The following is a 23,608-nucleotide window of genomic DNA, read 5'->3' as shown; positions in this document are numbered from 1 at the left end:
CATCAGGTCCGCTCGACTTGCATGTATTAGGCACGCCGCCAGCGTTCGTCCTGAGCCAGGATCAAACTCTCCAATAAAGTGTTTGACTTGCTCATTTCTTAACTGACGAGAATTTGTTCAATTCTCTATTTCAACTCCCCACCAAAGTGGTTCGTTTTACTCACTCGTTGTTCAGTTTTCAAAGATCAACTTCTTCGTTTGTCGCCAACAGTTTATCTCGTTAGCAACTCTTATATCTTATCACATCCGCTCGATCATTGCAAGCTTTTTTTGAATTTAATTTTTCAAATTCATTTTGGCTTGTTGTCCCAAGCGTTTGTTTCGACCGTATTTCTTGGCCGGAAATATAATATACCATGTGCAGATCCTGAATGCAAGTCTTTTTTAAAAGTTTTTTCATAGAATGCTCTCTATCTAATAGAATGCTCTTGATGACACGTCTACTCGGTGACAGAACCTTTCTATAATAATATGACTAACTTAACCCTAGCTTCCCCAACATCCTGTTATTTTAGCAATTACCCATACCTGCATTGGCAGACATAAAAAGTGAAGGCTCCGGATAGAACCCGAAGCCTTCACTTATTTATTCATTTATATAGTAGTATTCCGAAACTACTCGGCACCGAGGAAAGCGTATCGGATCAGGATGATCACAAACAAGATCCACATCAGCCAATGCACCTTAGTATCTGTGCGTCCGATCAACTTGCCGAATACTGCAAGGATGACATAAGCAATGATACCAGCAGAGATGCCGTTAGCGATACCGCCAGTGAATGGCATCAGGATGATGGTCAAGAATGCCGGGAATGCCTGCATGAAATCATCCCACTCGATATCCCGAACCTGACTCATCATCAGCACACCGACAATTACGAGTGCCGGCGCGGTAGCAGCCGAAGGAACAACCAGAGCAATCGGAGCCAAGAACAATGCCAGTATAAAGAGTACGCCAGTAGTAACAGCGGTCAAGCCTGTACGTCCACCCTCGGCGACACCCGAAGTACTTTCTACGAAAGCTGTGATCGTACTTGTTCCAAGGAATGCGCCTGCGCTTACGCCGCCGGCATCCACGAGCATCGCTTTACCAAGCTTCTTCTCGCCTTCCTCTTTGTTCTTGAGGAGTCCCGCACGACCTGCGGTACCAACCAATGTACCGAACGTATCGAATAGTTCAACGAATGTAAAGATGAAAATAACTTCGATAAGACCAATGCCAAGCGCGCCCTTCAAGTCCATCTGTCCGACAGCCAGATTATCAAATGAAGGAATCCAGCTTGCAGTGCTTAGACCTGACAGATCGGTTACTCCCATCGGAATACCAATCAGCGTCGTGAGCACGATACCAATAAGCAGAGCGCCTTTCAGTTTCAGGACCATCAGGATGGCGATCAGGAACAGCCCGATGATCGCAAGCAGCGTATCCTTGTTCTCAACGAAATTCCCAAGGCCAAGATTGAAGGCACCGCCTGGTACCGGATGAGTAATATCCGTTCCCGGGTTAATGGAAGCCGTCACAATGTTGCCCAGCTTAAGACCTACGATGGTAATGAACAAACCGATACCGACGGTAATAGCAATCTTTAAGTTGTTCGGAACTGCAGTCAGCAGCATTTGGCGGACTTTGGTTACCGTGAGAATGATGAAGACAATACCCGAGATGAATACTGCACCGAGTGCGGCCTGCCAAGTAATCGCACCGTTCGAGCTTAATACAACCGTCATGAAATACGCGTTCAAACCCATACCTGGTGCCAACGCAACCGGAATGTTAACGAAGAAGCCCATGGCCATCGTCACGAGACCGGCACCTACTGCAGTAGCGAAAAATACGCCTTCCTGCGGAATACCTGCGCCATCAGGTCCCAGGAACAGATTGTTGACCAGCAGGATGTAAGCCATGGTCATAAAGGTCGTCAAGCCTGCGATAATCTCGGTTCTTACATTTGTTCCGTGTTCCTTTAGTTTAAAGAAACGCTCCATTGTAGAGATATCCCCCTTAAAATTAATGACCGGCAACATACAAAAAAGACCCTAAGGATAAATCCCCAGGGCCGTCGCTTGAAAAAAGAGCCGCAAAACAATCATTCGCATGCTGCAGGGCAGCATCCTTATCGAATAACCGGCTGCTGCTTAATGGAACGCTGCTCCATCTTGCTGGCCGATATCTCGAATGCTGGACGAGTCCGCATCATTATATTGCCGCTCTTCTTTTCGTAGCGAGATCATTACGGTGACCTGTAGAGACTCCCGGGCCCATTCCCGGGATTATACGAAAAAGCTCGTTATTTGTAGTTGTCATGTCAGTTTCTACACATATTCTAGGACGAGAAGCCCAACCTTGTCAATAACAAAAACGAATATTGCACCTGTCAATTTAAAGAAACGTTCGGGATTTGATATTCCACAACCTATTCATTCTAGGACAACCGAACTACATACGACAAAATACACCCCCGGAACAGGGGACAATGTGCACATAACCACTCAAATCCGCTCGCGAGGTACATTCGATTTCAATTTTCAAATCTTAGCTGTCCTTACGATCCCCACCTAGCCCTCTCATTTCACTCGATGACAGCAGACGCGATTGAAACCGGATGGTTTCCACACGCAGGATGAAACAGGGGTCACTGTGCTCCTTAGGAGAAACTTATAGCTATTTTACCGACAGCATGGTGGGTCTCACTTAATGCGTGGGCATCGGAGAGCCCTTTTTGCGAAAAAGGAAACGTAGCTCCAACTATGGATCTTACTTTTTTTTGCTCCAACAGGGCGGCTATTTCCTGAAGCTGCTGACCATTGGGATCCAGCCATATATTTTTGGCGGTTACGTCGTATTGTCTTACCAACTCTTCATCAAAATCGCTGACAATGGATATGATTCGCCCGGTATGTTTCTTCAGCACTTTAAAGCTGTTCTTCTGAACGTCACCGCCCATCGTATCGAACACGACATCCACATCCGATAAAACATCTTCAAAAGGGGTCGTCCGATAATCAATAATCTGGTCAGCTCCGAGTGAAGCCAGCAGCTCATGATTACGCTCACTGGCTGTCGTAATCACATAGGCGCCCGCTTGTTTGGCAAACTGGATTGCGAACATGCCAACGCCACCTGCGCCTGCGTGAATCAATACCTTCTCTCCATGGGTCAGTTCACCATGTGTAAACAGCGCCTGCCAAGCCGTCAGTCCTGCGAGCGGAACGGATGCGGCTTCCTCCCATGAGATAGCAGCAGGCTTACGCGCCAGCAGGTGATCATCCACCAAAGTATATTCGGCATATGTGCCAAAACGGGTCGTTTCCGGACGGGCAAACACTTCGTCTCCCACCTTCCAATCCGTTACCTCGTCCCCAATTTCCGAAATCGTCCCGGCAACATCCCAGCCCAAAATAATCGGAAACTCCCAATCCATCATTTGTTTTAAATAGCCTTCACGGAGCTTCCAGTCTATTGGATTTATCGAGGTGGCGGCCACCTTAACTAAGACCTGATGCGCTTCCGGTGAAGGGGTAGGTACTTCTCTTTCCTGTAGTTCTTCCTTGCCCCCATAACGATCAATGACGATAGCTTTCATTCTTTTTCCTCCTCACGGGTTTAGGTCTTGGTTCAGCCTCCCTTAACGCTCGCACCTGACTTTTGCACCCTAACGTATTATTTATCTTAATTCACAAAAGATGCATGCAATAAAACCAATGGCATTTACCCGTCCAGAGGAGAACGGTTTTGGTCGTACAAGCACACATAAAAAAACCTTCAATTCCACAGGTGTGGATTTGAAGGTTTTTGGGTTTAGTACAGCTGTATAAAAACTATTCCCACTCGATCGTTGCTGGCGGTTTGGAAGTCACGTCATACACGATACGGTTGACGTTCTCGACTTCGTTCACGATACGAACGGAGATTTTCTCCAGCACATCCCATGGGATACGTGCCCAGTCCGCTGTCATGCCGTCAATGGAGGTTACGGCACGGATGCCTACGGTGTAGGAATACGTACGTGCATCACCCATGACGCCGACACTCTTCATGTTCGGAAGCGCCGTGAAATACTGCCAGATCTCGCGATCCAATCCCGCTTTCGCGATCTCTTCACGCAGGATGTAGTCGGAATCACGAACGATTTGCAGCTTGTCCTCCGTTACTTCACCCAGTACGCGGATCGCAAGACCTGGGCCAGGGAAAGGCTGACGGTGAACGATCTCATCCGGTAAGCCCAGCTCCTCGCCGACTTTACGAACCTCATCCTTAAAGAGAGCTTTCAACGGCTCGATCAGCGTGAATTTCATGTCTTCTGGAAGCCCGCCGACATTGTGGTGGGATTTGATCGTATGCGCCGTGTCCGTACCGCTCTCCACGATATCGGTATACAGCGTGCCTTGAGCCAAGAATGCAAAATCATCAAACTTGCTGGACTCCTCATCGAATACGTAGATGAACTCGTTGCCGATGATTTTCCGTTTTTTCTCCGGATCGTCTACGCCTTTCAGCTTGGACATGAAACGTTCCTGAGCGTCAATCTTAACGACCTTCATATCAAACTTGCCGACGAAGGTTTCCATAACGCTCTCAGCTTCGCCCTTGCGCAGCAGTCCATGATCGATGAACATGCATGTCAGCTGATCGCCGATTGCCTTGTGGATCAGCATGGCCACAACGGAGGAATCCACGCCGCCGCTCAGCGCGCACAGCACTTTTTGCTCGCCAACGACTTCACGGATTTCACGGACCTGGTCCTCGATAAAAGTCTCCATGCTCCAGTTGCCTTCGCATTCGCACACTTCATACAAGAAATTCTTGATCATTTCATTGCCATGGACGGAGTGACGAACTTCCGGATGGAACTGCACGGCGTACAGCTTCTTATCCTCGTTACTCATTGCGGCGATCGGAGCGGATTCCGTTCCTGCATCCAGCTTAAAGCCGGAAGGCAGCGATACCACGTGATCACCATGACTCATCCATACCGTTTGTTTTTGCTCAATCCCTTTGACAAGCGTCGAGTTCGGAGCAAACTCCAATTCGGCTTTGCCGTATTCACGTTTCGAAGCACGTTCTACTTTTCCGTCCAGCTGTTGAGCCATCAGCTGCATGCCGTAGCAAATGCCGAAGATCGGCAGTCCCAGGTCATAAATGGCGGGGTCCACATGAGGTGCATTCTCGGAATACACGCTGGAAGGACCTCCTGAGAAAACAATGCCGCGCGGGGAAAGTTCTTTAATTTTCTGAGCGGACGTGTTGTATGGCAGAAGCTCACTATAAACGCCGAGATCGCGAATGCGTCGTGCTATAAGTTGGTTGTACTGTCCACCGAAGTCTAAAACGACGATGATTTCATTAGGCTTATTCATTACCGGGCCTCCCTTGATTAATGAAATTAATTATACGCAACCCTAATTCATACCGTCAAGAAAGAGGGCCTTTTGTTTTCATGCCAGTTTTTTGACAATTCGAATACATTGGCGTAAAAAGAGTACTTTTTCGGTACGGGACCACGGTTCGTCATCGTATGCCGCCCGCTCCCAGCGCTGCGCAAACTGCTCCAGCTCCGCCCTGAATTCGGCATCGGCAATCGACAAGGCATTGACGTATTGACGCATGGTCTGCCCTTTTTCCAAATCTCCAAACCTTCGCTGGAGCTTGTCCCAAACCCATACCGAGATCGATACGAGTCCCTCCCGCCCGCTGACCGCTATCGTTCTGGCCATCCTCAGAAAGGCCAAACTTTGGCGCACTGTCGGAATTCGATAGACAACCGCCACCAGGATGGGAAGAACCAATAGTAGAACGCCCCCAAACATCACAGGACCGATGGCGGTTATCAGAAAGAGTACTTTAACGGCTCCGTAAATCATGGAGTTCCACAGGCTGTTCCAGTACTTAAGCCCGGCAGAACCGGAATCACCAACCAGTGGAGGCGTGGACATCTGCTCGATGCTAAAGCCCGGGGTCGGATCGAACAGCACCCAGCCTTGTCCCGGAAAAAAAACCTCAACCCATGCATGCGCATTCTTTTGGGCTACCTCATAACGGTCAACCGTACCTGCCACCCGCTCACCCGGTGCAAATCCGGTCACGTAGCGTGCCGGGATGCCTTCGGATCGGAGCAGCACGGTCATCGTCGTAGCAAAATGAACGCAGTATCCTTCCTTCGTATCAAACAAAAAATAATCGGTAAAATCCCTGCCTTCCGGAGGCACGGACGTTTGCAGGGAATAGGTATAGTTCTGCTCCAAATAGGATTCGATAGCTTTCACCTTTTCATACCTGTTCTCAGCGTCCCATGTGATCTCCCTTGCTAAATCGCTCACCCTGAGGGGCAGTTGCTCGGGAAGCTGCAGATACATTTCCTTCATATATTCGGGATCGTTGTTGGTCGCACTGCGAAGCGATTGCTCCTCAGGCTGACTATATAAAGTTTCTATGGTATAACCGGATACCGCCCTTTCGCCCTGCAAGGATACCGTTTCGGACAGCCTGTCAACGGCGAGCCTCGGTGTACCTCTCTCTTTGGAGAAATGGATCTCCTTTACGCTGGTAATAATGCCTCCTGACAGCACGGACTGGATCGGAGTATCTTGTTCAAAAGTCAGTGTCTGAACAAGCTTGTCCCCGGAAGGACGCTCCCAATAGGGCAGGATGCCGCTCAGGTCCTCGGACAGCTTCACGGGTTTGCGGATTGAAGGATCCGCCTCCCACTTCCGTCCATCATACCGATTATACGTGTCTCCTCGCCAATAAGTCGGTTCAGGCGACTGCGCGGTAAAATACAACGCATCACTCAGCGTTAACGGACCTCCCAAATCTTTTCCTTGGGAAGCATATCCGGCAACCTGGGAGGCAGGAATCGACGGTTCCCTGTTTCCCCAGACAAGGTCTCCCCATCCCGTCAGACGTGCCGCCATTTCGGACACCGTTAATCCCACACCGGCCGACGGCTCGCTAATAGCTCCTCCCACTCGGGTAATACCGGCGATCAGACCGGAAGTAAGCAGCACCACCAGACTCCAGCGAAGCACAGGCAGCCCGGACAAGCGGCCGGATCGAACAGGCTCAGGGATGTCCAATTCAAAAGAGGTTCCCTCCACAGTTTCCTGCTTCAGCTTTAGGATCAACATCATGCCCTGGGCCAGCAAAATGTACAGCACCGCACGCAGCATATCGCCATAGATGCTTTCTTCCATGGCCGATTCCAGCACCGCCAAATAAACCAGCGTCGAGCCGCCAAACAGCCACACGGTTCGGCGATACAAAGCCAGCATATGGACCGCGGATACCATGATTGCCCAGCCGACAAGCAGGATGATCGTTCTCGTCTCCTGGCTTAAGGCAGTAAACTCCCACGCATTTCCGAATGCCGAAACGTCACCCGGAAGTGTCTCCGAAGCATAATCGGACAGCCATGCCAGCGGATGGTTATATTCAAACAACCGGGCACACAGCCAGACCACCAGAACGGCGTTCAGCGGCAGCCATACCCAGCCCCGCAGCGTAAACAATCCTTGGAGCAGCAAGAATAAAGCCCAGATGAATAAGGTTTGCAGCATAAGATGGCTGCCCATGTCACCTGCATCCCGAAGCGGCAATAGCCACTCTGACAGCAGTCCCATAACCGGCAGCGTAATCAATATACGATGAAGAAGTGTTCCGTGCGTCAATCGGGAGACGAAAATAGAGGGTACATTCCAGGCTCCGGATATTCCGGCCTTACGATGGCCTCCATCCCTAACGGGCGAGCTTCCCGGTCCGCTCATGGTCGGCACCTCCTATCTTCATTGGCTTCCTCTCTGTCCACTTTTCATGCAAGTAAACCAGCCTTCCGCCTTTGTTGAAAAACTCCCGTGCCCACTCAGGCAACGCCTGATTCTCTAATGGACTCACCTCTAAGCCTGAGTTGCCAGCCGATTTCAAACGCGTTACACTTTGCGTACAGAAGATGGTAACCTTTCTGCTGCCCTCATTCAGCAGGTGGATTGCTGCGACAGCCGCTCCCTCATGAAAAACGCCCGTAATAATCGCCCAATCCTTATTCTTTTGCGAGGGAGAAAGAGACTTCTCGAAGCTTCGGTCCCTTACAGGACCGTTCCCGGTTAGCTGAACGGAGGCAAACGGAACTAACGTGTCCTGCTGCCCCTTGAACACGTCCTTGTATTCGTTTCGCCGATCTATCCCAGCCCCATCGATATATAGTTGATAGGGAACTTTGTAGCGGATGAGCCGGGATACAAATCCTGCTGCCGCAGATACCGCGTCTTCAAATGCATCCTCCGGTTTCAAGGCGCCAAGACCTGCATACCCTTGGAGCGATGTATCCAGCACAACCCCCTGCCTTGATCCATACCCCTCATGCGGCATGAAGGATTGCAGGCGTCCCAGCTTCGCGGAATTCTTCCAATGAATCCGGTTCATGGGATCACCGGGAACATAGTCGCGCACGCCCGATCCTCTCATTTCATTCCAAACATGGAAGCGTACCCGTTCATCTTCGAAGTCCATATCGCTTCCATGCATGGGCACTTGGGCCTCCGGCCACTCGGCGGGTCTTGGCAGCACAATTATGCCGCCAGTATCGCTTTGCACGCTCCGGCTTGTTCTGAACCAGCCGAACATATCGCCCCATTCCACCTCGCTATAGATCGAAGACCAGACTCCGCGGGGAACCTGGTTCAGTCTGTAGGTATACTCGAGCCTTCGCTTCATGGCGGGGAACAGCAGCTTACGGTATTCCCTGATGCCGATCCGGTCGGTTATGATAAGCCACGGCACGGGCAGAAGAGAACGATAGGTTACTTGAACCGTCATCTGAGCAGAATCTCCCGCCTGTATGCATGAAGGGGAGCTTGTATGCGAAATGGTGATTCGTGTTGGGCCCAGCAAACTCGTCAAAGCTCCGCCAAGCAATAGAATGGTGCTTGCCCACCATACAAGACGCAGCGATTCACCGCCTAACCAAACATAAAGACCCAAAGAAACGGACCAGATGGCCACTCCTCTCGACCATTCCAGCAGACGGCGTTTCATGACGGATTCCCCTTCCGGCTTCGCTGGCGCGGCAGATCAAACCTCGTAATGATGGACTCCACCATTTCATAAGGAGTTATGCCGGCAGCGCGTGCCTCATGAGACAGATGAAGCCGGTGGGTGAGGACAGGAACGGCAACACGCAGGCAGTCATCAGGGATGACATACATTCGTCCTGTCAAAAAGGCGGCCGCTTGTGAAGCGCGGAGCCACGCCAATGTCCCTCTCGGACTAATCCCTAAGGACACACCCTGCTGTTTTCGGGATGCATCGGCCACACTGACCATGTAACGTTTGATGGTGTCATCCACAAATACACGGGAAACCATCTGCTGCATTCGTATGAGTTCGGATCCCATCATGAGGGGCTTCAGATCGTCCAGTCTGGAACTGCCCATCCCCCGCTCCAGCAGCTCCAATTCACCTTCCATATTGGGATAACCCAGCGATAATCTCATCAAAAAGCGGTCCAGCTGCGCCTCCGGCAGGCGGCTTGTGCCTTCATATTCGTACGGATTTTGCGTTGCCAGCAGGAAGAACGGGGCAGGCAGCGGATACGTATGGCCGTCCACGGTGACGCGCCCCTCTTCCATCGCCTCCAGCAGCGCGGATTGCGCCCGCGGTGATGCCCGGTTGATCTCATCGGCCAACACAATATTGGACATCACGGGTCCTGGCCTGAATACGAATTCTCCCGTATGCGGATAATAGACCGACGCCCCTGTAATATCCCCTGGCATCAAGTCATACGTAAACTGAATGCGGCTGAAATCGCAGCCAATTAACGAGGCCACCGACTTCACCAGCATGGTCTTCCCGACTCCTGGCACATCCTCCAGCAGCACATGTCCTCCGGCCAGCAAGGCAATCATCGTTAACGAGATTTGCTCCTCATGTCCGACAATGACACTCCCGATCCGTTTGGTAACTCTCCCCAGAAGCTCGGGTGCCCACTCCGGGTGGTTCGCTTCTTCAGCATGAACGGATGAACTAAACAAGAACATCAACCCCCAACCTATATTCATAGATTATTAGATAGCGGTAACTTGGAATCTTGAATCTATGAATAGGTTTTCCAAGAAAGCAAGAAGATAGACGTCATTTACTAGAAAAGCATTGGCCTGTCCTGCATGATTTATAGCGTACGGTCCGCCTGGCCTAATCCGGCATCTACACAGAAAAGGCCAGCCCGTTACTCACGGCTGGCCTCCAAACTCATTCATAATTTTCATTCAGGCTTTCATCGTTCAAGTCCGATCATCGTATTAACCATTCACAGCCTTAATCATTCCAATTCCAGATCCGGTCAAGGATCACAGCCGCCTGAGCACGCGTAAAGTATGCTTTCGGCTCGATTTTGCCGTTCATTCCGTTCACGATGTCCGAACCTGCAAGCGCTGCTGCACTCGATTTAGCATACTCGGCGACCTGATCCCCATCAGCAAAAGAATCCAGTGACCTCTGTCCTTCCAGCTTCTTGCCGGCTGCCTCCAGAGCACGCTGCGTCGTTACCATCATGTCCTGGCGTTTCATTGGCGTGTCCGGCAAGAAACGGTTTCCTCCGACACCTTGAACGAGCCCAAGCTCTGCGGCGATCTGCACGTCTTCGTAATAATATGCCGAAGGCAAAACATCTCCGAACGCTGCCCGGCCTTCGCCAGAGCCTTCCAGCTCCAACGCGCGTACGAGCATAACGAGGAATTCGGCTCGAGTAATCGGTTTCAACGGATTGAATCTTGTTTCGGTCTCACCTTGAACGATCCCGCGAGATGCCATCGTTTCGATTGCATCGATCGCCCACGGCACATGCTTCAGGTCATGAAACGTCTTGAATGCGGAGGCGACTGCAAACGTGCCGCCATGCGGCAGCGCAGCACGAACGATCCCACCTGCGGAGTTATACCGGCTGGTGGAAAGCGGAACCCCGCGCCCGTTAGAGTCGATATGCCAAACCATGATATGATTCGGTCGTGCAAGCTCTTCCTCGGTGGGGGAATAAGGCATCGACCAGATGAGACGATGCTTGCCCTGTTTCCAGGACAAAGCCCGCTCGCCAGCAAGAACCTCTGCCCGGAACACCGGACGATCGCCGATCTTCTCGCGAAGGGCCGCATCCAGATTGCCGCCCGATGATTTCTCCAGACGCAGCGTTACGGTTTCCGTATCCGTTACACCGGTCCCCTGAATCAACACGCTTGGCATTTCCAGCGTACCGAACTCCGTTTGGACTAGGAGAACTGCCTGCGGATTCTCCAGCAGCCACTTACCCGGCAGCAGAATGTCATAGGACTGGGCTCCTTTCTGCGCCGGAACGTTAACAAGCGCCCGCTTCGTTCCGGTAGTTCCAGCCACTGCCTTTTCCATTGCCTGCTGAAGCACTCGGCTCGAGACTCCAACTATAATCCGCCCGTCATGGTTCCGGATTTCGAGTGAAGATGTGCTTGGTGCTGGACTCGGACTGCTTCCGCCACCGCCCGCAGTTCCGCCGCTTCCACCGTTACCGCCGTTACCGCCCCCACTATGTTCTCCGCCGTCTCCATCTCCTCCACCGGGAGCGGAGCTCTTCGTAAATTCCAGCACGCCGAATCGGGTCGTGTTCTGATAGGATTGGCCGGTCGGATCAGACCATATGGCCACACTGTCTCTTGTACCTTGGCCGTCTTCATCGTTGTTCACCTGAAAATCGAACCCGATCACCGTCCCTTTCTCAGGTTTGATCTTATCCAAGCGGATCGCTGCTTCAACGACATATCCGCCCTCGATAACCTTCGCAGCGGAAACGAAATTATCCTCGCCCGCATGACCGCCGAAGGAACGCGCATTGTTGAAGTTCATCCGGTACTGTCCATCATCTTCTTGGTAAACATCCGTCTTTCCATTATTCTGATCCACAAAAATCTCTACCGAATCCTGCTCCCATACGTTGGGACTCGCATCCGATAACAAGCTGTCGTTAATGATGGCATAAACGTACAGGTGATTCTCATCCCATAGCGTCCGGAATGTGGCGGTCGCGCCGCTGTTTCCCTCGACCCACACGTCGGTTGCCAGTTCCCCGGCATCCTTCCAGATACCGTCGAGTTCGCCGTCTACCGTTGGGGTGCCATAGCCGGCCTGGGCCGATTTCGGCGCAGCAGAGAGCGTTAGAATGCCGAGTCCCTCCTGATCGCTGTCCTGGGCATGCCTTGGATCGCTCCAGGACACCACCGCTCCGTTCTTGCCATGCTCGGAGCCGTCATCCGAACCGGAATCCGTTACTCGGACATCGAAATAAATCTCGTCGCCAAGCGCTCCTGCTCCGTTTAACTGGAGGAGGGCTTCCCCTGCGTAACCTGCAACGGTCTCGACCGTATTGGCGGCTCCACGCTGAATCTCGGCTTTTTGCACAGCACCGTTCACTACAGCGAATATTTCGGCCTGATCTCCGGGAGATATCGAGCCGTCCGACACGTCAACCTTGACGTAGACATGGTCCCTGTCCCATAGCGTCTTAAATTCGGCAGATAGCGAGCCAAGCTGCTCCGTCTTAAATGACGGAACCAGATTCCAGGCGAAATCCGGTTGTCCGTCAATAACCGCCTTCCCCTCCACGGCCATTCCGGTCTTTCTTACTATCGTTAGCCTGGAAGGATCGACCATCCCCCAATAGGCTGGCTTGGCCTGATACTGCTTGTCAAAAGGAAACGGGGCATCCTGTCGTCCCGTACCCGCGGGACGGTCATGCAGCCAGGTATGGTCGTCTGCGATCCCCCAAAGGGTGACATTGCTGATCCAGCCCCCTTCCACGCCTGCATCGGCGCCCATTTGATCCAGCCGCTTCAATTCTTCAAACAGCTCTTTGTACCGATAGCCTTGCTTATCGAGCAATTCCTGGGGAACGGTCTGGTAGGTGTCGGTATTGTTCGTGTACACCGAAACGTCCAGCTCGGTAAGCTGATTATCAAAGCCGGCCTCGCCAAACATCCGGATGGAATCCGAGATTTGCTGGATGGACGGCCCACTGATATTGATGTGCGTTTGATGGCCCACGCCATCGATTGGAACGCCTTCCGCCTTCAGCTGTTTTACAAGATTCAGCAGATAATCGCGTTTCTTCGGGTTGTGCGTGCTGTAATCGTTGATGTAGAGCTTGGCCTCGGGTCCGGCTGCATCTCGTGCCGCATGAAAGGCGGTCCGGATATAGTCGAGCCCCGTTATCCGGTACCACTGGCTGTCCCGCATGCCGTCCGGACGCCCTTCGTCAATGACCTCATTCACGACGTCCCAATCGCGGGCATCTCCCTTGTAGCGGCCGACCACCTCATGGATATAAGCTTCCAGCCTCTGAAGGACGAGCGCTTTATTCTCCGGCGTGGCTTCGAGATATTGGCCCTGATCATCCTTCAGCATCCATTCGGCGCCTTGCTGATGCCACAGCAGCGTATGGAACCGGAGGTTCATGCCATGATCCCTGGCATAATCCCTGATGAGATCCGCGTTGGTAAAGTTATAGGTTCCCTCTCTCGGACTGAGAGATTCCGGCTTCATCACGTTCTCGGCAACAAGCGAGTTGTAATGGTAATCCAGAAGCTCCTTGTGCACGCCGGACAGATGCTTGGGCTCCACGGCTGCCCCGATCTCGAAATAATCCGCATACACATCCTTCAGCGCGGGAATATCCGTCTGAATCGAGCCCGGCAGTGCGAGCTTAATGTCATCGATATAGAAATTGGAAAGATCCGAGGTTTCCATATACAGCTTCAATGTTTCCATATCCGAAGTGAAGCCAAAGGTTCCTTTCAGCTCCACCCACTCCGTGCCGCTCGCGGAGGCTGAGGCAACGGTCGTATAGGACGTTTCTGCTGCGCCCGCTGCTTTGTTCTCCATCGAAAGGGATATTTTGACCGGAGCGGCAGGCGCCTGCTCAAGCCTCGCATAGGCTGAGATCGTATACGTTTTTTGGCTCACCATGATGTCTTTAACGTCTTGGCTGGGCCCGTTCCAACTGTTCGTCCGATCATGGACCTTTAAGCCGTAGCCGCCGCTATGGGCTGCTTCTGGGACAGCTTCTACGGTCTCCGAATCGCGTGGTCCCCAATCCATCGTCGTTCCGTCTTCAAAATCCCATACGACCGTATGCTCTCCCGGCGTCCCATCGCCCGGGTCCGTTGCCGGCTCAATCAGCCGGACTTTGAATTCGTCCATATAATAAGCGGCGTCCGGACTGCTCGGGCTCTGCAAATACACCTGCAGGGCCGAAGCATTAGCATCGTATTTATAACGGCCTTTTACCTCCACCCATCCGTCGGCGGTTACATCAACCGGGCTGCTGAAGTTCACATATTCCGGCTCGGCTCCCGTTTGCTGGATCGCAAGCTGAAGCTTTTGAGACCCTGGGGTGCCTTCCTTCAGATGGACATAAGCGGAAATTTCATAGGTAGCCCCCTTGTCCAGACGATTCGTGGCGGATAGATTAAACCCCGGGCCGTTCCAGTTCGCCGTCCTTCCCTCCGTCAGCAGGCTCCCCGTCCCTTCATATGCATAGGTAGCCGAGGTCACCGTCTCCGTCCCCCGTTTGAACCACCCCTCCGTCCCGCCATCGAAATGCTGGTGAATCACAAGATCCTGATCAGCGGGCGTTTGAGCCGGATCAACCGCCGCTGCGCTCCGGCTGGGCGGAATGAGCAGCAGGGACGCGATCAGCATCAGGCTGATCCTCCTAATGATTGTTCTCTTAGACACGAAATGCTTGCCTCCTCATTAGTTGCATTTATGGTCTGTCATATAGCGAAACCTGGATTATTCCTTGACGCTGCCCACGTTCAATCCGACTACGAAATATTTCTGCATGAACGGATAAACCAGCAGAATCGGAACCGATGCCACGACCGTTACGGCAGCGCGAATCGAAATCGGCGTTACCATGTTCACCGCAGCGTCCTGCGTCATCCCGGCTCCTGCAGCCACTGCCGGGTTGCTGTTCGCGTTCATACTGGATGACAGCAGCTTCATCAGCTCATACTGCAAAGTGCTCAGCTCTTGGCGGGAGGAGGTATAGATGAATGCATCGAACCAGGAGTTCCAAGCCCCCACGGCCACGAACAGCGCAATGGTTGCCAGCACCGGCTTACACAGCGGGAAGATGATCCGGATGAAGATTTTAAAATCTCCGGCTCCGTCAATTCTTGCCGATTCGACCAAGCTTTCCGGAATCGTTCCGATATACGTCCGGATAACGATCATATTGAATGCGCTGATCATCGACGGGATCACATATACCCAGAACGAATTCAGCAGGTGCAAGTCCTTCATCAGAAAATATCCAGGAATCAAGCCGGCGTTAAAGTACATCGTCAGAATAAAGATCAATGTAATCGGCTTGCGGAATACATATTCCCGACGGCTCAGCGTATACGCCAGCATCGTGGTCAAGACCAGATTCAGCAACGTTGAAAGCACCGTTCGTGCCACGGAAATCCAGAACGCGTCATATATCGTTCCCGAAGCAAATACCGCCTTGTAGTTCTGCCAGGTAAATTCCCTCGGCCAGAGATAGATTCCGCCCCGGATCGTATCATTCCCCGCATTCAGGGAAACGACGATCGTGTTCAGAAACGGATATAATGTGACAACGACAAGACCAATCATAAACAAGGTATTGAATGTATTAAAAAGGATCGGCTCTACTCTTTTTTTTCTGACGGATTTAGGCGCTGCGGCAGCAGTTGCTGGCCCAGGGCTGATTGTTTGATTTGCCATTATAGCAGCCTCTCTTCCCCTAGCCGTTTCGCGACTCCGTTTGCAATCAATAACAGCGTCACACTAACGACCGTTTTAAATATACCGGCAGCCGTTGCTAATGAGTAATTGCCTTGGGCAAGCCCGTACTTCAGCACGAAAATGTCAATCGTTTGCGACCAGTCGACAACAAGACCGTTGCCCAGCAAGTATTGAACCTCGAAGCCTGCTTCCAGAATGTGACCGACCTGCATGATCAACAGAATAATGATCGTTGGCTTAATGCCCGGCAAAGTAACATGGAACATTTTCCGATAGCGGCTTGCCCCGTCCATATCGGCAGCCTCATAAAGCGCCGGGTCGATGGATGCCATCGCAGCCAAATATATAATCGTATTCCAGCCGACTTCTTTCCAAACATGCGACGCTCCGACGATTCCCCAGAAGTATTTGCCTTCACTGAGCCATTGGATCGGCTCCTTGATGAGATGCAGCTTCATAAGGACATCATTGATGATTCCGTCCGAAGCCAAGCTCGTCGCCACAATCCCGGTTACGATGATCCAGGATAGAAAGTGCGGAAGATAGGAGATCGTCTGTACGGTTCTTTTCCAAAATACTTTCTTGATTTCATTCAGTAACAATGCAAGGATAATTGCAGTCGTAAAGCCGAGAATCATATTGATAACACTCATTGCGAGCGTATTGCGAAGCACTTGCAGGAAACTTTCATCCTTAAAAAGAAATTCAAAATGTTTAAATCCTACCCACGTCTGTTCACTAAAGTCTCTAGCCGGCTTGTAGTTCTGGAAAGCCATGGTCCATCCCCAAATAGGAACGTAGGCAAACAAGATGATGTAAGCCATCAGAGGCACCGACATATAGATCAACTGTCTCTGTTCTTTGAGTACGGCCCAGGTGATTTTCTTGTTTGTCTTAGGCTTCCGGACGGCAGAGTCTTTGACAAAGGTCTCTTCCATAAGTTTGTTCTCCCCAAAACCCCGTATTTCGTAAACAAGGAAGGCATGAAGCCTTCCCGTTTCCGATTCATGTACCTTCCGTTGCCTTACTTAACAGACCAAGTGTCTCTTCTCCATTGCAGCACTTCATTAATCCGATCTTCATAAGCCTTGATGTTGAGCTTGCGGATATCAGTGACGTACTCATCCCAGACGCTGTCGAATTCTTCCGGTTTAGCAAGAATGGCTTTTGGTAAGTACTTCGTGGACAACTCATTTTGCTTCGTATTCACGATTTTCGCTTCAGATCCGTCTACCAGGTCGACAGACCATGCCGGGTAAGCGATGTCGTTCTCGGGAGCCGGACTGAAGAAGTCGACATAGCTGTTGAATCCATATTGGGCGAGGAAGTTCTTGTCATACTCTTTCATGCCTGCCAGAATTTCTTCAGGCTGGGCAGCCGCATCTGTAGCGTTGCCGTCCGAGAATAAACCTTCCATTTTTGGGGCTTGGCCGTAGAAGGAATCGGCTTTATTCGCGAGCTTCCAGGTTGCATCGGTAAACTGATCGCGCTGCTCTTGCGTTTTCATGAATCGGCCATCTTTGACGATGTAATCTTCCCCTTCGATCCCCCAGGCCAAGATTTTTTGCCAATCTTCTTGAATCAGCGTATCCAATAGTTTAATAATTCTGATAGCCTGCTCTTCGGATGCATTGACCGTAATCCCGAATCCGTTATTGAGGTTTAGAGCCGGACGATCTTTGTAATGATCCCGGATGCCTTCATCAAATACAAGCGGAAGACCAACATATGTTCTTTCATCTTTCTTCTGGGTAATCAGCGCGTTTTCTGCGCTTTGGAAGTTCCAGTGCTGGTCAAACATACCAAGAACTGCGCCGCTGGAGATTTTCGCCATATACTGGTCGAAGTTTTGAGTGAACGTTTCTTTGTCGATGATGCCCAGGGCATTCATCTCGTTCAGCTTTTTATAATAGCGTTTGGCATAGTCCTTATCGGCAAAAATTTCCGCCTTGCCATCTTTAACGACCACACCGCCATCGTTCGGATGACCGATCAAATGCTGAGGAGCATTGAACAGCCCCCAGTTTTTCCAGTCATAGTTCAGAATTTCAAAGCCGATCGTCGGCGTACCGTCGATGGTCGGATGCTTTTCCTTGTATTGTTTAATCAAGTCAAAATATTGATCCAAGGTTTTAACCTCTGGATATCCCGCCTCTGCCAACACGTCCTTCTGAATCCAGAAAGCCGGGCCCGAATACCAAGACGAGCTAACGTCCGCATTCGTTACACCGTAGTTTGGAAGATTGTAAATATGACCGTCATTCGGGTCTTTCATCATGTTCCAGTACTTCTCATAATGCTTCTTCAAGTTTGGCGCATGTTCTTCAATCAAATCCTCGAGCGGGATAAAGGCACCGGCAGCTGTCAGCTTTTGATTCGCTGTCATCATGTCCGGATAATCGCCGCCTGCAATCATAACGCCGAGCTTCTGGTCAATATCGCCTGCCAGGAACTCGAATTTGAAGGATGCTCCTGTCTTTTCCCTGATTAATTTATAAATCTTGTTGTCAGGTGTTGGTTGCTGGTCGGGCTGACCGATAAAAACACTCACCTCAAATGGTTCGATCTTATCCCCGTCCGTCCCGGGTGTTGTTTGTTCTGCGGAGTCCTTTGCTTCCGGCTGGGCCCCGCTATTCCCGTTTCCGCCCCCGCAGCCCGTAAGGACGATGCAAAGCGACAACAGCAACACCGTGCTGAGCCGAAGCCATGATTTTGTCTTACCCCCCATAAAAGCACCTCCGTCATAATGTGGTTACACCGTTGGTCGATACGCCTCTTCATGTAACCTTCCTTTATTGTAAAAGCGCTTTCAAATGCGGACTATACTATAATTAAAGCATTAACCTTAAAAACTTTAGAACATCCTCTTCTTGAACTCATTCGGTGCCATGCCCCATCTTTTTTCGAAATGCTTAAGGAATTGGTTGTAGTGGGCGTAGCCGACCCTTTCGGCGATTTCGCTGTTCTTCAGCTTGTTCTGCTTCAACAGCGTGGCCGCTTCCTCAATCCGCAAATTATGTATGAGTTCGTTGAAGCCAATCCCATTCTTACGCATCAGCAGCTGGCCGAGATAGACGGGATGCAGATAAAAAAGCTCCGCCAATCGCTTAATGGTCAGATTCTCGCGGTAGTGCTGCCGAATATAATCGTTAATCTCCTGGATTACGCCTTGCGAATGCCGGGCCTGTTCCTTGAGAAGAAGCTCGATGCACTCTTCCCCGAAGCGCAGCAGCTCTCCCATCAAGTCGTTCAAATGGAAGGTTCCGTCCGTTAATCCAGCTGCATTGGATTTGGCTGCCAGGATTCGAGCTTCCGCACCTTCCGCCTCCCTCACCAAATCCATGATTTTATACAAAACATGGATCACCATTTTCTTCACGATCCCCGGCGCGATTCGCTGCTCCGCAAACCTGGACGCAGCCAATCCGGCAGCCTCGCGGTATCCCTTCTTGTCGAGGAGTTCCACGGACCTGATGACATCATCCATCAGGTTCGTGGGGTAACGATAATGAAACGGCCGATCCCGTACCTCTTCATATGAAATTATCCCGCCGTACGCCGGATCGTAAAATTGATGCTCGATGGCTTCCCTGGCGGTTTCGTAGCAGCGACGGATATGCACCAGAGACTGCTGGCCTTCTCCTACAGCCATAAACAGCCGCTGTCCTGCATAATGGCGGACCAGCTCGCGGATCGTGCCTGAGGGTACGATCCCGTTGTCAGGGGAATAACCGTACACCAAACCAAGCCGGTTCGATTCCAGATCGATGACATACTCCGAATTCGCGTGGGCGGACAAGCGGGCGACGGTTTCCCTGACGTCAGGAAACAAGGCAGACTCTGCTTGGATCAGACATACGTTCCACTCTTGATGGGCGGAGGATAAAACCTGAAGCCTCGACAGGCGGCTAGCCCTAAGCGGCATCTCCAGAAGCGTTTGCATGATCAGCGAAGCATCCTCTTCCCTCTTAGCAATCGCGCTCAGGCTCAATCTGCGATGCTCCTGCATCAGCTCAGTATGAATCTTGCCGAGCTCCTCCTCGGCTTCCTCTGCAATAATAGGCTTCAGCATGTAGTGATGGATGCCGTGCCGCAATGCTTTCCTTGCATATTCAAATTCACTGTAGCCGCTCATGATGGCAAATTTCACACCGCTATCCCGGTGATGCTCCTGCCAGGTTTCAATCATATGAAGCCCGTCCATTAGCGGCATGTTTACATCGGTAATGACCAAATCCGGCGCAAGCCCATGAATCATCTTCAAGCCTTCCACTCCGTTACCCGCGGTTCCGCAGACGCTAAAACCCAAGCGTTCCCAATCGATCCACAGCGCCAGCCCTTCCAGCGCACCCGGTTCGTCATCGATCAACAGCACTTTGAATGGCATGGTTCTCCCCCTCTCCGCCTTCATGCTCCCGAGACTCCAACAGCCGGATCGGAATCTCGAATGAAACGGTTGTCCCTTGATTCGGGGTGCTGGCAATGTTGAAAATGACATGATCGTCGTAGTACAGCTCCAGCCGCCGATATACGTTTCGAATGCCGAAGCTGTTGCCCGAGAACTGCTCGTTGCGAACCGAGAGAATAATGTCCCGTAGCTTGCTTTGCTCAATGCCCTTACCGCTATCCGTAATGACGATGCGAAGATACTCACGGGCAACCGAAGCGCTTATAGTCACCAGACCCGCTCCATCCATCGCCTGCAGGCCATATTTGCATGCATTCTCAACGAGCGGCTGAATGCTCATTTTCGGAATTTTATAATGAAGCGCTTCCATATCGATGTTGAATTGATATTCGAATTTATCCCGAAAGCGGAATTTTTCGATTTTGAGATACATTTCGATAAATCTGATTTCCTCCTCCACGGAGACCAAATCCTCTCTCCAGCTCAGCAGTCTGCGAAGCAGCTTGGACAAACTTTTGATAATATCCGTCACATCCGTGTATCGGTTCTTCGTGCAGACCACCAATATCGCATTCAGGGTATTGAACAAGAAATGGGGATTCATTTGGCTCTGCAAAAAGTTCAATTCAGCCCGAACCCGCTCCATCTCCAGGCTTTTCTTCTGAATCTCCAGCTTGTACACATTGTTGATCAGGGAGTTCATCTTCGCTGTCATCTGATTGAAATTCCGGATGAGTCCGCCGATTTCGTCCCGGCCTTCGTCCAGTTCAATCAGGTCGAATTTCTCGTTGCTCACCTTCTGCATATGACGGGACAAACGCTTCACCCGGTAATTGTAGGACCGGAGCATAACGGTAATAAAGATCGCCGCAACCAGCGTAACAACCGCTGCCAATACAACGGTAAACAGCTGCATATCCAGCATTGCGCTCGTAATCCGGCTCCCCCGGTTGATGCCGATCAGCTTCCACCCCTTCACGTACCTGGCCGTTCCGATCGAGAACACATGCCGATCCTCTTCATCGTATTGCTCTAGATCAAGCTTCGAATATGCGCTGTATTTCCCTCTTTCATAACCGCTGCTGGCCGACATAATAATCTCATTGTTCTCGTTCACCAAATACATATCCAGGTAATCGCGTTCCCGTACAATGACGTCATAGATCTTGCTCAGGTCGATGTCGATGCGAAGCAGCTTCTCATAAGTGGAATAGCTATCAAAATAATCCATCTTCTCAATGACGCTTAAATACGGAACCGTCGAAGCCGAATTGCTTGCCTCCGTAGCCCTGTATGCCGCCACCAGCACCGGATGGGCCGAGCTCTTCCACAACGCATACCAGTCGCTCTCGAGCACATTATCGTTGATCACATGATAATTGCCACCGGACACAATGGTGGAATTTTCGGTGAAGATGCTAATCCGCTGAATCTGGTTGTTAACCGGTATGTAGCTCGTTACCCGATTCCGGAGCTGCTCATCAAAGGTTTCGTAGAAGTCCAGCTGGGACTCATACTCGCGATCGAGCATTTCGTAAAGGGTCTTATCCGTACTCAGCGCATGACTTACAGCCACCCCGCCGTCGATGAAATTATGAATATCCTTCCTAGCCCGCTCCATCGAGATATCGAGGTTCTGCTCCTCTCTCTCCCGGATCAGCTCCGACATCCGATCCATAAAGATGAGGTTGACCACCAGAATAGGCAGCAGTACACCAATGACAAAAATAAGAAAAAATTTAGTTTTCAACGGAATATCGTTCACGAAATTCCCCAGCCTGAACATTCTCTTCATGAAGGCACCCTCCCGGTTTAGCGCTGCTTGCTTTCAACATGATTCTTGTAATTCGAGGGCAGAATCCCGGTTGTCAACTTAAACTTATGGATAAAATAGTCCGCGTTCGGGAACCCGACATGGAGCGCAATCTCGGAAACCTTCATTCCGCTCCGTTTCAGCAGCAGCTTGGCCTCCTCGATCCGCTTGTCATTCAGGTATTCCTTGAACGGCTTGCCAGCATGCTTCTTGAACAGCTGCCCCAAATAGGTGGCGTTCATATGGAAATGTCGTGCCAAATCCTGAAGCTGAAGCCTGCTCCGGTACTCCCGGTCGACATACTGAATCACTTGAAAAATGGTGTTGTGCTCGTTAAGCTTGCTTAACTCTTCCAGCTGCGAAGCGGCCTCAAACGCGAGCAACCGCATATAATTCTTCAACGGCGCTTTATGGCAAGCATCACTCAGATGACCAAGCTTCCTTTGCAGCCGGTTCATGAATAGATCCGGATCTCCATTCATTTCCGCGATTCTTCGACACAGCTTCAATTCCAGATCGGCCACATCGGCTTGAAAAGCCCTCAGGTGGAGGAGATGATCGGGCATGGCCGCAAAAATCCGCGCCAAGCATGACTCGATGGACGCATGCTCCCCCGCCATAATCATGGAAAGCAATTCGTCCATCCATCCGCAGGGAAGTCCCCGGAGCCGCTCGGCTCCTCTCGGTTCTTGGCAACAAAACACGCCGCTTCGGCCTTGGCTTCGCTTATCGTCGCGCACCTCCGAGCTTTGCCTGTAAAGCTTTCCGATCGCCTGGATTCCCTCCCCTGTGCCGCTTAACGCTACGATAACCGGCCCTTCAAGCTCCCGGGCCAGAGCAGACTGCAACTGCAGCGCAGTCTCCATGACCTCATCCGGAGTCGAATGCTCTACATGCAGCACCACTCCGATGCTCCCGCTATTGTCCTGGAAGCATCCCAGTAAGCTCGGGGGCCCGTAATCGGCCATCCATTCGATCCAATCCACTCCCGTTTCAGTAATCCCTATTTCAATCAATAGACACTGCAGCAGCGGCTCGCCCTGGATTTGCATCGCTTTGCTGGCTTGCTCGGCCAAATCAGGGCTCAACTCGTCACGAATGAGCCGGTTCAACAAATGATGGACGGCAAGGCCCGCTTTCTTCCGGTAGCTGCGTTCAGCGTCTCGTTCGTCCTGGATCTCATGGCTGAGCTTGGCAAGCACAGCCTCGATCTCCTCGTCATCAATCGGCTTCAGCAAATACTCGGCGACCCGTTGGCGCATGGCTTGATGCGCGTACCCAAAATCATCATATCCGCTCAAAATAACGAATTTCGGAGGGAGAGGCAGTATCCGTTTGCTGTGCTCAATCAATTCCAGGCCGTTCAGGACTGGCATGTGGATATCCGTCATCACCAGCTCGGGCTTCAACTGTTCCATTAACTTTAGCGCTTCCGGAGCGCTCAGAGCTTCTCCGCATATTTGAAATCCAAACCGGTTCCAATCGATCATGGTTCGAAGTCCTTCCAGAACCCATGGTTCATCGTCCACCAGAAGTACATTGAACAATACCCTCGTCCCCCTTCATGATATGTTAGATGTAAGCGCACTCATTTTACCTC

13 protein-coding genes, 1 rRNA gene and 1 riboswitch (1 of these 15 only partly in view) are annotated in these 23,608 nt (G+C 51.3%); all 14 genes read right to left on the bottom strand.

The window, feature by feature from the left end:
- Nucleotides 1–77: ribosomal RNA gene (locus AC0VZ8_RS04585) — 16S ribosomal RNA — on the bottom strand (it extends 1,478 nt beyond the left edge of the window).
- A 538-nt stretch (nucleotides 78–615) separates the two neighbouring features.
- Nucleotides 616–1,986: an NCS2 family permease gene (locus AC0VZ8_RS04580; RefSeq protein ID WP_071220837.1), complete on the bottom strand. Its 1,371-nt coding sequence runs from the start codon at nucleotides 1,984–1,986 to the stop codon at nucleotides 616–618.
- Nucleotides 1,987–2,200: 214 nt separating this feature from the next.
- Nucleotides 2,201–2,299, bottom strand: a riboswitch (purine riboswitch).
- 346 nt (nucleotides 2,300–2,645) lie between these two features.
- Nucleotides 2,646–3,584: an NADP-dependent oxidoreductase gene (locus AC0VZ8_RS04575; protein ID WP_260069450.1), complete on the bottom strand. Its 939-nt coding sequence runs from the start codon at nucleotides 3,582–3,584 to the stop codon at nucleotides 2,646–2,648.
- A 235-nt stretch (nucleotides 3,585–3,819) separates the two neighbouring features.
- Nucleotides 3,820–5,358 carry a glutamine-hydrolyzing GMP synthase gene (guaA, locus tag AC0VZ8_RS04570; RefSeq protein WP_071220839.1) on the bottom strand — a complete coding sequence of 513 codons (1,539 nt, stop codon included), beginning with the start codon at nucleotides 5,356–5,358 and terminating at the stop codon, nucleotides 3,820–3,822.
- A 78-nt stretch (nucleotides 5,359–5,436) separates the two neighbouring features.
- Nucleotides 5,437–7,761, bottom strand: a complete 2,325-nt coding sequence (locus AC0VZ8_RS04565; protein WP_475486159.1) for a transglutaminase TgpA family protein — start codon at nucleotides 7,759–7,761, stop codon at nucleotides 5,437–5,439.
- Nucleotides 7,733–9,028: a DUF58 domain-containing protein gene (locus AC0VZ8_RS04560; RefSeq protein ID WP_475486158.1), complete on the bottom strand. Its 1,296-nt coding sequence runs from the start codon at nucleotides 9,026–9,028 to the stop codon at nucleotides 7,733–7,735. The genes AC0VZ8_RS04565 and AC0VZ8_RS04560 overlap by 29 nt, the downstream gene beginning before the upstream one ends.
- A complete protein-coding gene (locus tag AC0VZ8_RS04555; RefSeq protein WP_071220842.1) occupies nucleotides 9,025–10,032 on the bottom strand; it encodes an AAA family ATPase in 1,008 nt (335 codons plus the stop codon). The genes AC0VZ8_RS04560 and AC0VZ8_RS04555 overlap by 4 nt, the downstream gene beginning before the upstream one ends.
- 277 nt (nucleotides 10,033–10,309) lie before the next feature.
- Entirely contained in the window at nucleotides 10,310–14,749 is a 4,440-nt protein-coding gene (locus tag AC0VZ8_RS04550; RefSeq protein ID WP_475486157.1) for an endo-1,4-beta-xylanase, read from the bottom strand.
- Nucleotides 14,750–14,806: 57 nt separating this feature from the next.
- A complete protein-coding gene (locus AC0VZ8_RS04545; protein WP_007127858.1) occupies nucleotides 14,807–15,766 on the bottom strand; it encodes a carbohydrate ABC transporter permease in 960 nt (319 codons plus the stop codon).
- A complete protein-coding gene (locus tag AC0VZ8_RS04540; protein ID WP_475486156.1) occupies nucleotides 15,766–16,725 on the bottom strand; it encodes an ABC transporter permease in 960 nt (319 codons plus the stop codon). The genes AC0VZ8_RS04545 and AC0VZ8_RS04540 overlap by 1 nt, the downstream gene beginning before the upstream one ends.
- An 86-nt stretch (nucleotides 16,726–16,811) precedes the next feature.
- Nucleotides 16,812–18,515 carry an extracellular solute-binding protein gene (locus AC0VZ8_RS04535; RefSeq protein WP_475486155.1) on the bottom strand — a complete coding sequence of 568 codons (1,704 nt, stop codon included), beginning with the start codon at nucleotides 18,513–18,515 and terminating at the stop codon, nucleotides 16,812–16,814.
- 126 nt (nucleotides 18,516–18,641) lie between these two features.
- Complete coding sequence (locus AC0VZ8_RS04530; RefSeq protein WP_475486154.1) at nucleotides 18,642–20,174, bottom strand: response regulator; 1,533 nt, start codon at nucleotides 20,172–20,174, stop codon at nucleotides 18,642–18,644.
- A complete protein-coding gene (locus AC0VZ8_RS04525) occupies nucleotides 20,146–21,990 on the bottom strand; it encodes a sensor histidine kinase (RefSeq protein ID WP_475486153.1) in 1,845 nt (614 codons plus the stop codon). The genes AC0VZ8_RS04530 and AC0VZ8_RS04525 overlap by 29 nt, the downstream gene beginning before the upstream one ends.
- Nucleotides 21,991–22,007: 17 nt before the next feature.
- Nucleotides 22,008–23,555 (bottom strand): helix-turn-helix domain-containing protein, encoded by a 1,548-nt coding sequence (locus AC0VZ8_RS04520; RefSeq protein ID WP_475486152.1) that lies wholly within the window; start codon nucleotides 23,553–23,555, stop codon nucleotides 22,008–22,010.
- Nucleotides 23,556–23,608 lie beyond the last annotated feature (53 nt).

It is taken from the genome of Paenibacillus sp. QJM3NY_38 (genome assembly GCF_056173265.1).
Note: the sequence above shows the minus strand (reverse complement) of the source record. Positions and strands in the feature narration are given on the sequence as shown.

Bases quoted from the DNA above. Each gene is read 5' to 3' on its own strand.
- AC0VZ8_RS04580 (WP_071220837.1), bottom strand. From the start codon at position 1,986: ATGGAGCGTTTCTTTAAACTAAAGGAACACGGAACAAATGTAAGAACC.
- AC0VZ8_RS04575 (WP_260069450.1), bottom strand. From the start codon at position 3,584: ATGAAAGCTATCGTCATTGATCGTTATGGGGGCAAGGAAGAACTACAG.
- guaA (WP_071220839.1), bottom strand. From the start codon at position 5,358: ATGAATAAGCCTAATGAAATCATCGTCGTTTTAGACTTCGGTGGACAG.
- AC0VZ8_RS04565 (WP_475486159.1), bottom strand. From the start codon at position 7,761: ATGAGCGGACCGGGAAGCTCGCCCGTTAGGGATGGAGGCCATCGTAAG.
- AC0VZ8_RS04560 (WP_475486158.1), bottom strand. From the start codon at position 9,028: ATGAAACGCCGTCTGCTGGAATGGTCGAGAGGAGTGGCCATCTGGTCC.
- AC0VZ8_RS04555 (WP_071220842.1), bottom strand. From the start codon at position 10,032: ATGTTCTTGTTTAGTTCATCCGTTCATGCTGAAGAAGCGAACCACCCG.
- AC0VZ8_RS04545 (WP_007127858.1), bottom strand. From the start codon at position 15,766: ATGGCAAATCAAACAATCAGCCCTGGGCCAGCAACTGCTGCCGCAGCG.
- AC0VZ8_RS04540 (WP_475486156.1), bottom strand. From the start codon at position 16,725: ATGGAAGAGACCTTTGTCAAAGACTCTGCCGTCCGGAAGCCTAAGACA.
- AC0VZ8_RS04535 (WP_475486155.1), bottom strand. From the start codon at position 18,515: ATGGGGGGTAAGACAAAATCATGGCTTCGGCTCAGCACGGTGTTGCTG.
- AC0VZ8_RS04530 (WP_475486154.1), bottom strand. From the start codon at position 20,174: ATGCCATTCAAAGTGCTGTTGATCGATGACGAACCGGGTGCGCTGGAA.
- AC0VZ8_RS04525 (WP_475486153.1), bottom strand. From the start codon at position 21,990: ATGAAGAGAATGTTCAGGCTGGGGAATTTCGTGAACGATATTCCGTTG.